The organism is Streptomyces mesophilus (genome assembly GCF_011044995.1).
Lineage (GTDB): Bacteria > Actinomycetota > Actinomycetes > Streptomycetales > Streptomycetaceae > Streptomyces > Streptomyces mesophilus.
Genome location: NZ_JAAKZW010000297.1, coordinates 1 through 8,648 on the forward strand (window position 1 = coordinate 1; position 8,648 = coordinate 8,648).

The window sequence follows — 8,648 nt, forward strand, 5'->3', positions numbered from 1 at the left end:
CCACCCCGCCCGACCCGCTCCTGTGGCGCATGGTCCGGCTCGGGGTGCGCATCCTCGACCTCGCGCTCGCGGACGACTCCGTATCCGTCCTGCTCACGGTGGCCGGGCACGGATCCGAGGGGGAGTGGGTGCTCGGCTCGGAGGACGAGCCGGTGGCGGCCGAACTCGTCCTGGACCCGGTCGACTTCTGCCTGCTCCTGGCCGGCCGCTACGACCCGGGCGAGGTCCCCCGCGGCCTGGCCGGAGACGAGCGGGCGGCACGCTCCGTACTGGAACGTGCCGCCCGGGTCGCCTGGCTCTGAGACCTGCTCGAGTCGCCTGGCTCTGAGCCCTACTTGACGGGGGTGAACTCCCGCGCCCCGATGAACTCCGGCCGCCGGATCGGCGCCGCGAACGGCTCCTCGGCCGCGTTCTCCACGCTGTTGAACACGATGAAGACGTTCGAGCGCGGGTACGGCGTGATGTTGTCGCCCGAGCCGTGCATCGCATTGCAGTCGAACCACGTCGCCGAACCGGCCTTGCCCGTGAACAGCCGGATCCCGTGCCGGTCCGCCAGCTGGGTCAGGGCCTCGTCCGAGGGCGTGCCCGCGTCCTGCATCTGCAGCGACTTCTTGTAGTTGTCCTTGGGCGTCTCACCCGCACACCCCAGGAACACCTTGTGCGAGCCGGGCATGATCATGAGCCCGCCGTTGGTGTCGTAGTTCTCGGTCAGCGCGATCGAGACCGACACGGTCCGCATGTTCGGCAGACCGTCCTCGGCGTGCCAGGTCTCGAAGTCCGAGTGCCAGTAGAACCCGCTGGCCCCGAAGCCCGGCTTCACGTTGATCCGCGACTGGTGGACGTACACGTCCGAGCCGAGGATCTGCCGTGCCCGTCCGACGACCCGCTCGTCCCGCACGAGCCGCGCGAACACCTCGCTGATCTTGTGCACCTCGAAGACCGTGCGGATCTCCTGCGACTTCGGCTCGACGATCGAGCGCTCATCGGCGCGGATCACCGGATCGGAGATCAGACGCTCCAACTCACCCGCGTACACGCCCACTTCGTCCGGCGTGATCAGCTGCTCGATCGCGTGGAAACCGTCCCGCTCGAACCCTCCCAGCTCCGACGGCGACATCGGCCCCGGCGCCCCCGGCGGGGACCACACGACGGGGTCCTTCCGCTCGGTGAGCACCTCGTCGGTGGCGCGGGTCGGGTACAGGTCGGTGCGTTCGGGTGCGGTGGTCATGGTGGTGCCTTCCATTCCTCTCGTACGGTCCTGTGGTTGCCGTGTGGCTCGGACGGGGGGCCCAACGGCGTCTCAGACGGGGTCGGGCTCCGTAAGAAGCGGGTACACCCCGTTCTCGTCGTGGTCCTCGCGGCCGGTGACCGGCGGGTTGAAGACGCACAGGCAGCGGAAGTCCTTCTTGATCCGCATGGTGTGCCTCTCGTGCCCGTCGAGCAGGTACATCACACCCGGAGTGATGGTGTGCTTCTCGCCGGTCTCGTCATTGGTCAGCTCGGCCTCGCCCTCGGTGCAGACGACGGCCTCGATGTGGTTCGCGTACCACATGGACGTGGTCGTACCGGCATACAGCACGGTCTCGTGCAGCGAGAAGCCCACGCGCTCCTTGGCGAGCACGATGCGCTTGGACTCCCAGGTGCCGGACGCGGACTTCACATGCCGGTCGGTGTCTTCGATCTCCTGGAACGAGCGGACGATCACGGTGAATTGCTTCCTTCGGTTGTACGGATACGGGTGCGGGTGCCGGGGGCGGTCAGACCGTCTCGCGGATGGCGCGGGCCAGGATGCGCAGGCCCTCGTCCAGCTCCTCCGGGGTGATGGTGAGCGCCGGAAGCAGCTTGACGACCTCGCTCTCCGGGCCCGAGGTCTCCACCAGGAGCCCCAGGTCGAAGGCGCGGCGGGCGATCTTCGACGCATGGTCGGGGGTGGTCATCTCCAGGCCCCAGACCAGACCGCGGCCCCGGTACTCCCGCGTGGCGTCGGGGTGTTCGGCGCGGATCGCCTTCATGGCCTGCTCGACCTGCTCACCGCGGGCGAGGGTCTGCTTCTCCATCTCGCCGTCCGCCCAGTACGCGCTGAGCGCGGCGGCGGCGGTGACGAAGGCCGGGTTGTTGCCGCGGAAGGTGCCGTTGTGCTCGCCCGGCTCCCAGACGTCGAGCTCCGGCTTGAACAGGCAGAGCGACATCGGCAGTCCGTAACCGCTGATGGACTTCGAGACCGTGACGATGTCCGGCACGATGCCGGCCTCCTCGAAGGAGAAGAAGCCGCCGGTGCGGCCGCAGCCCATCTGGATGTCGTCGACGATCAGGAGCATGTCCCAGCGCTTGCAGACATCGGCGAGCTTGCGCAGCCACTCGGTGCGCGCGACATTGATGCCGCCCTCGCCCTGCACGGTCTCGACGATCACCGCGGCGGGCTGGTTCAGGCCCGAGCCGGAGTCCTCCAGGAGCCGCTCGAACCAGATGAAGTCCGGGGTGCGGCCGTCGAGGTAGTTGTCGAAGGGCATCGGGGTGCCGTGCACCAGCGGGATGCCGGCGCCGGCCCGCTTGAAGGCGTTGCCGGTCACGGCGAGGGAGCCGAGGGACATCCCGTGGAAGGCGTTCGTGAACGACACGATCGACTCACGGCCCTTGACCTTGCGGGCCAGCTTCAGCGCGGACTCCACGGCGTTGGTGCCGGTCGGGCCCGGGAACATGACCTTGTACGGCAGGTCACGGGGCCGGAGCACCGTCTCCTGGAAGGTCTCCAGGAAGGCGCGCTTGGCCGTCGTCGACATGTCGAGTCCGTGGACGACGCCGTCGCGCTCGAGGTAGTCGATCAGTGCGCGTTTGAGGACCGGGTTGTTGTGCCCGTAGTTGAGTGACCCGGCTCCGGCGAAGAAGTCGAGGTACTCATGGCCGTCCTCGTCGTACATCTTGCTGCCCTGAGCGCGGTCGAAGACGGTCGGCCAGCCGCGGCAGTAGCTGCGGACCTCCGACTCGAGAGTCTCGAACACGCTGAGGTCGGGCTGAGTGATGGTCACAGGGACTCCTTGGTCGTCAGCGTGGTCAGGGGGCTGATTCGGTAGAGCACTTCGGGATCGTGGGCGCTGCCGTCGGGGAACTCCTCGGCGCGGAAAAGGACTTCGCGCTCGACGCAGGCGCCATGACGCTCGGCGAACGAGGTGAACAGGCGCTCGGAGGCGGTGTTCCCGGGCGTGATCGTGGTCTCGACGGAGGTCACGTCGTATACGTCGACGACCCGGCGGACGAGTCCGTCGAGCAGCGTCGCGGCGAGCCCGCGGCCCCGGTGGGCCGCGTCCACGGCCACCTGCCACACCAGCAGGGTGTGCGGGCGCTCGGGTCGTATGTACGCGGTGATGAAGCCGACCGGTTCCCCCTGCTCGTCACGCGCCACCACCGAGGTGCCGGAGAAGTCACGGCACCAGAGCAGATAGCTGTACGACGAGTTCAGATCGAGCGTCTTCGAGTCACGGGCGATACGCCACAGTGCTGCCCCGTCCTTCACGCCAGGGCTGTCGAGCCGGAATTCCTGTGCAGTGGTCATGCGGATTGAATTTACCGAGCGGAAATCGAAATCGCATGGGCCTTGGGGGTTACATCCAGCGCTCTGATCTGTTATCCGCGCGGGCGAGGCTCGGCAGGTTTGGGCTATTTTGAGCGGGATTTAGCGCCCGAATCGGACTCGATGTGGAGTCGGTCACAGGGCCGAGATGTACACGAAACCTTTGCGTTTAGGCCCCGGAAAACCGGGCAGAAGCAAAACGGGAAGCTGCACGTTAATGCGCTTCCCGTTTTCATGAATTCTTTATGTAATTAGAGGTGCGCCAGGGTGTTTAAAGCTGCCGCATTTCAGGAGGACCGGATCTTTCGGACCGCGTCCCCGAGCGCCGCGAGAGCGCGCTCCACCACGTCGGTACGGGCATCGGGGCCGTAGTGGTTGACGCGGATCATCTCGTGCGCGAGCGCCCCGCCGCCCGCCGCGACCGGCAGCGTGGCATCGGCGGCGAGCGCGGCGGCGACGACGGCGGTGGCGTCGACGCCGTCAGGCGTCCGCAGCGTCGTGGCCACCGGGGCGGCGTCCTTCGCGTCGTGCACGTACGGCGCGAGACCCGCGGCCTTCGCGCCCGTACGCGTGGCGCGCGCGGCCTCGGCATGCCGGGCCATCAGCGCGTCCAGGCCCTCCGCCTCGATCCGGTCCACGCACGCCCCGAGCGCCAGCATCTCCAGCTGCGCGGGCGCGTGCAGAAGCGCCTTGCGGCCGCCGTCGACCCAGCGCTCCTTCCAGTCGAGCAGCGACAGGTAGGAACGGCGCGGCGCCCGCGGGTTGTCCGCGAACCGCTTCCACGCCCGCTCGCTCACCGACACCGCCGAGACACCCGCCGGACCGCCCATGGCCTTCTGCGCCCCGATGACGCACAGGTCGACGCCCCACGCGTCGGGCAGCAGCGGCTCCGCGCCCACCGACGCGACGGCGTCCAGGTAGAAGAGCGCGCCGTGCTCCCGTACGACCGCGCCGATCTCCGCGACCGGATTGGTGTTGCCGGTCGCGGCCTCCGCGTGCACCAGCGAGACGAAGTCGATGTCAGGGCGCGCGGTGAGTGCCTCGCGGATCTGCTCGGCGGTGACCGCCGTGTGGAAGGGCACCGCCAGATCGATCACCTCGGCGCCGCAGTCCCGCAGCCAGTTGCCGAAGGTCTGCCCGTACGGGCCCGTGATCACGTTCAGGGCGACGGTGCCGGGCTGCGCGGCCGAGCGGATACAGCTCTCGAGCGGCAGAAGCGCCTCGCCCTGCATGATCACCACGTCCTGCTCGGTGCTCAGCAGGCGCGCGACCCGGTCCTCGACCGCGGCGAACTCGGCGGCGCTCATCGGGGGCAGGTCGAGGAAGGGGTGCAGGTCGCGCGTCATGGTCGTGCTCTCCGGGGGTGGGCTCAGGTGTGCGTGGTGGATGCAACGGGATGCGTGTCCGAGCGTACCGAGTGCCCTTGAGGGCCTGTCGTCACCTTCCCCTCGGCCGCGCGGTGTCCGGCACGCGCATCTGCGGCGTTGTCGTCGGTCGCGATGTTCCCCAAGCTCTCGGCTGCGCTCGAGCAGGGGAGGCCCCAATCGCCATCACTCCCTCCTCCGCCTTGCAGCTACACGCACCGGACACCGCGCGGCCCGCCCTGCGGGCGGACGAGGGGAAGGTGACGACAGGCCCTCTACGCTGCCGTACATGAGCGATCAGGGCGCGGTGCTGCGGGTGAAGGGACGGGTTCTCGTCGGGCCCGAGGACGTACGTGACGAGCTGTGGGTGATCGACGGACGGATCTCGTACGAGCGTCCCGCCGGCGCCCGCGACGTGACCACCGTCGAGGGCTGGGCGCTGCCCGGTCTCGTCGACGCGCACTGCCATGTCGGGCTCGACACCCATGGCCCCGTGCCCGACGAGGTCGCCGAGAAGCAGGCGCTCACCGACCGCGACGCCGGCACCCTGCTCATCCGCGACGCGGGCTCGCCCTCCGACACCCGCTGGATCGACGACCGCGACGATCTGCCGAAGATCATCAGGGCCGGGCGGCATATCGCCCGCACCCGCCGCTACATCCGCAACTTCGCCCACGAGATCGAGCCCGAGGACCTGGTCGCGTACGTCGCCCAGGAGGCGCGGCGCGGGGACGGCTGGGTCAAGCTCGTCGGCGACTGGCTGGACCGCTCCTCGGGCGACCTCGGGGCCTGCTGGCCGCGCGAGACCGTGACCGCGGCGATCGCCGAGGCGCACCGGCTCGGCGCGCGCGTCACCGCCCACTGCTTCGCCGAGGACTCCCTCGTGGACCTGGTCGAGGCGGGCATCGACTGCGTCGAGCACGCGACCGGACTGACCGAGGAGACGATCCCGCTGTTCGCCGAGCGCGGTGTGGCCATCGTGCCCACGCTCGTGAACATCGCGACGTTCCCGAAACTCGCCGAGCAGGGCGACGCCAAGTTCCCCATCTGGGCCGACCACATGCGGCGCCTGTACGAGCGGCGTTACGACACCGTGCGGGCCGCCTACGACGCGGGCATCCCGGTGTTCGTGGGCACCGACGCGGGCGGGGCCCTCGCGCACGGCCTGGCCGGCGCCGAAGTCGGCGAGTTCGTGACCGCGGGCATCCCGGCCCTCGAGGCGGTGTCCGCGGCGACCTGGGGTGCGCGTGCGTGGCTCGGTCGTCCGGGCCTCGAGGAGGGCGCTCCCGCGGACCTGGTGGTCTACGAGACGGATCCGCGGGCGGACGTACGGGTGTTGGGGGCGCCGCGGCGGGTGGTGCTGAACGGGGTCGTGGTGGGCTGAGTGGTTGCGGTCGCGGCCGCGGTTGTGGTTGGGGTCGCGGTCGCGGTTGCTCCGGTTCAGGCCGTGAACGCGCCGTCCCGCAGCACCGGTACGGACACGGACGCGCCCAGCTCCACCGCCACCTCCACGTCCTGAGGGAACCCGTACTCCACGAGTTCCCGGCCGGACACCCCCGCCCGTACCGCCGCCGGGACGTCCGCCGTGCCGTCGAACACGGCTCGCGCGGCCCGCGCCTCGGGGGAGAGCCCGTCGCGCGCGCCCAGCGCCGCGATCACCGCGCCCGCGCCGAGCAGGTCCTCGAGCGCCGGACGCAGCTCACCGTCCGGCCAGCGCTCGCCGGACGCGATCACTCCGACGGGGCGCGCGGGCGTGCCGTATCCCTCGTCGGCCAGCCAACCGCCCACCGCCGACGCGTTCCTGAGGCAGGCGGCCACCACCTCGACGCCTGCGGGGGCGGCCGCGGCGATCGTCGACCCGTTCGGCGACGGCAGGACGAGCCGTGGCGGCAGGTCGGCGCGGCGCAGGGTCGCGGGGGAGAGCGACCAGGGGTTCTCCTCGGACACCGCACCGCGCCCCACCGCGAGCGCCGCGTCCCGCTCCTCGGCGTACGCGGCCGCGGAGGCGTCACGCCAGGCGTACGGCAGGACGCGGGCGCCGCCCGTGACGGCCACGTCGACGGAGGTCGTGAACGACAGGACGTCGACGACCACGAGACAGGCCACACCGGGGGCCAGCCGACGAGCCCCTGACGGCCCCCACTCGAACCGCACGCCGTACACGTCCTGCCGGGCCCACTCGTCGTTCGTCGCGTCCATGGCGCTGATTGTCGCGTCCATGCCGCCGATCGTGCCTCAGGTTGACGCACCGTAACCAAGGGGTCGGCGTGGTCGTTTGCCCTCTCCGGTGTGCGCCGGGGCGTCAACCAGCGCATTCGCTCGCGTTCGGGCGATGGGGGTGACGCGGGTGACGTACGCGTCTGCGTAGGCGCCCGAAATCGAATAGACGGCCGGAAACCCCACTTTGGGGTGAACTCACGCCGCGCGTCTGCCAGTTCACTCTCCGTGCGTAAAGATTCTCGGCGTCGAGGTCGTCGACGCGGCGCATGTCCCGAAGTACCGCGTGCGTCGGCGGCTCCCTGTCTGCACCATGTTTCCCAGTGGGGGTTTCCCGTTTTGAACAGCAACACCTTCCGCATGCCCGCACGCAGAATCGCCGCGACCGCCGCGGCGACGCTGCTGGCCACCGGTCCCGTGGCCCTCGCCTCCGCCGTTCCCGCCCACGCCACGGGCGACGAAGGCAGCGCGAGTGCGGCCGTGCTCCGCACGCAGCTCGATGTCGGTCTGCTCAACAAGACCGTGCAGGTCCCGCTGAAGGCCACGCTGAACGAGGTGCAGGCGCCCGAATCGGCGGAGAAGACCGCGTTGACGGTGAACCTCGACGGCGTGAACCAGGGCAAGCCGTTCAGTGTGCTGCGCGCGGAGGTCGCCACGGCGAAGGCCACCACGGACCGGCACAAGGCCGAGGCTTCCTCGAACGTGGCGCACGCCAAGATCCACGTACCCGGCCTCCCGCTCCTCTCCCTGATCGAGGTGGAGCAGGTCACGTCGAAGGCGGTCTGCGAAGCGGGCAGGCAGCCGGTCGCCGAGTCCAATGTGCTCGGCTCGGTGACGGTGCTCGGCAAGAAGACCACGCTCACCGCGGGCGGGGTCACGAAGGTCACCGTCCCGGGTGTCGGTGAGGTGAGCCTGACGCTCTCGAAGACCCACACCACGTCGAAGACGGCCGCGGCGGCCGCGCTCGAACTCAAGGTCTCCGTCAACCCGTTGAAGCTCAATGTGGCCGAGGTCGAGGGCGTGATCGCGCTGGCCGAGGCGTCCTGCGCGGCGCCGGCCGGCGCTCCGAAGCCGGCCGAGTCCGAGCCGGCGAAGCCCGCGGACAAGGCCGAGGACGACGGCGTACGCGCCCAGTCGGCCGGCGAGCAGCGGCAGGACCTCGCCGAGACCGGCGGCAGCTCCAGCACGCCGTTCATCGCGGGCGGCGCGGTCCTCCTGCTCGGCCTGGGCGGCGGCGCCCTGGTCCTGGCCCGCGCGCGCAGCCGCGGCTAGGACCCACGCAGAGCGGCCGGGAGACCGGCCCCGAAAACGTCCCTGCAGTGACCTCCCTTGAGCTGTACGGGGCTTGAGCAAGGGGAGGGCGGAAATCCCTGTGCCGCCCTCCCCTTGCTGTTCCCGTTCAGGCTCGCCGGTGTTTGAGGCGGTCCTTCAGCCGCGGGCCCCGCAGCCGCACCGCAACCCGCTCCCTACCGCACCGCAACCCGCCCCCTACCGCACCG

At 70.2% G+C, this 8,648-nt stretch carries 8 protein-coding genes and 1 pseudogene; 3 read left to right on the top strand and 6 right to left on the bottom strand.

What is annotated here, in order from left to right; all coding sequences use genetic code 11:
- Window positions 1-302 (top strand): annotated as a pseudogene (locus G6045_RS37050) (maleylpyruvate isomerase family mycothiol-dependent enzyme); the annotation flags it as partial.
- Window positions 303-331: 29 nt separating this feature from the next.
- Here G6045_RS37050 and thpD read toward each other — a convergent pair.
- From thpD to G6045_RS37075, 5 genes are all read right to left on the bottom strand, one after another.
- Window positions 332-1,228 carry an ectoine hydroxylase gene (gene thpD, locus G6045_RS37055; protein ID WP_165336631.1) on the bottom strand — a complete coding sequence of 299 codons (897 nt, stop codon included), beginning with the start codon at window positions 1,226-1,228 and terminating at the stop codon, window positions 332-334.
- A gap of 72 nt (window positions 1,229-1,300) precedes the next feature.
- The gene (locus tag G6045_RS37060; RefSeq protein ID WP_165336632.1) at window positions 1,301-1,705 is read right to left on the bottom strand and encodes an ectoine synthase; all 405 of its coding nucleotides are present in this window, start codon (window positions 1,703-1,705) and stop codon (window positions 1,301-1,303) included.
- Window positions 1,706-1,757: 52 nt separating this feature from the next.
- A complete protein-coding gene (gene ectB / locus G6045_RS37065; RefSeq protein ID WP_165336633.1) occupies window positions 1,758-3,026 on the bottom strand; it encodes a diaminobutyrate--2-oxoglutarate transaminase in 1,269 nt (422 codons plus the stop codon).
- The gene (ectA, locus tag G6045_RS37070) at window positions 3,023-3,550 is read right to left on the bottom strand and encodes a diaminobutyrate acetyltransferase (RefSeq protein ID WP_165336634.1); all 528 of its coding nucleotides are present in this window, start codon (window positions 3,548-3,550) and stop codon (window positions 3,023-3,025) included. The genes ectB and ectA overlap by 4 nt, the downstream gene beginning before the upstream one ends.
- Window positions 3,551-3,855: 305 nt before the next feature.
- On the bottom strand, window positions 3,856-4,914 hold the full coding sequence (locus tag G6045_RS37075; protein WP_165336635.1) for a pyridoxal-phosphate-dependent aminotransferase family protein: 1,059 nt from the start codon (window positions 4,912-4,914) through the stop codon (window positions 3,856-3,858).
- Window positions 4,915-5,221: 307 nt separating this feature from the next.
- On the opposite strand from G6045_RS37075, the gene G6045_RS37080 reads away from it, so the two are divergent.
- On the top strand, window positions 5,222-6,316 hold the full coding sequence (locus G6045_RS37080) for an amidohydrolase family protein (protein WP_165336636.1): 1,095 nt from the start codon (window positions 5,222-5,224) through the stop codon (window positions 6,314-6,316).
- Window positions 6,317-6,372: 56 nt separating this feature from the next.
- Here the strand turns inward: G6045_RS37080 and G6045_RS37085 are convergent, their stop codons facing one another.
- Complete coding sequence (locus tag G6045_RS37085; protein ID WP_235968544.1) at window positions 6,373-7,152, bottom strand: 2-phosphosulfolactate phosphatase; 780 nt, start codon at window positions 7,150-7,152, stop codon at window positions 6,373-6,375.
- 336 nt (window positions 7,153-7,488) lie between these two features.
- Between G6045_RS37085 and G6045_RS37090 the strand changes: the two genes are divergently transcribed.
- Complete coding sequence (locus tag G6045_RS37090) at window positions 7,489-8,421, top strand: SCO1860 family LAETG-anchored protein (RefSeq protein WP_165336637.1); 933 nt, start codon at window positions 7,489-7,491, stop codon at window positions 8,419-8,421.
- Window positions 8,422-8,648 lie beyond the last annotated feature (227 nt).

What these genes read in the sequence shown, in the direction of transcription:
- G6045_RS37075 (WP_165336635.1), bottom strand. Translation starts at nt 4,914, where the DNA reads ATGACGCGCGACCTGCACCCCTTCCTCGACCTGCCCCCGATGAGCGCC.
- ectA (WP_165336634.1), bottom strand. Translation starts at nt 3,550, where the DNA reads ATGACCACTGCACAGGAATTCCGGCTCGACAGCCCTGGCGTGAAGGAC.
- G6045_RS37080 (WP_165336636.1), top strand. Translation starts at nt 5,222, where the DNA reads ATGAGCGATCAGGGCGCGGTGCTGCGGGTGAAGGGACGGGTTCTCGTC.
- G6045_RS37085 (WP_235968544.1), bottom strand. Translation starts at nt 7,152, where the DNA reads ATGGACGCGACAATCAGCGCCATGGACGCGACGAACGACGAGTGGGCC.
- thpD (WP_165336631.1), bottom strand. Translation starts at nt 1,228, where the DNA reads ATGACCACCGCACCCGAACGCACCGACCTGTACCCGACCCGCGCCACC.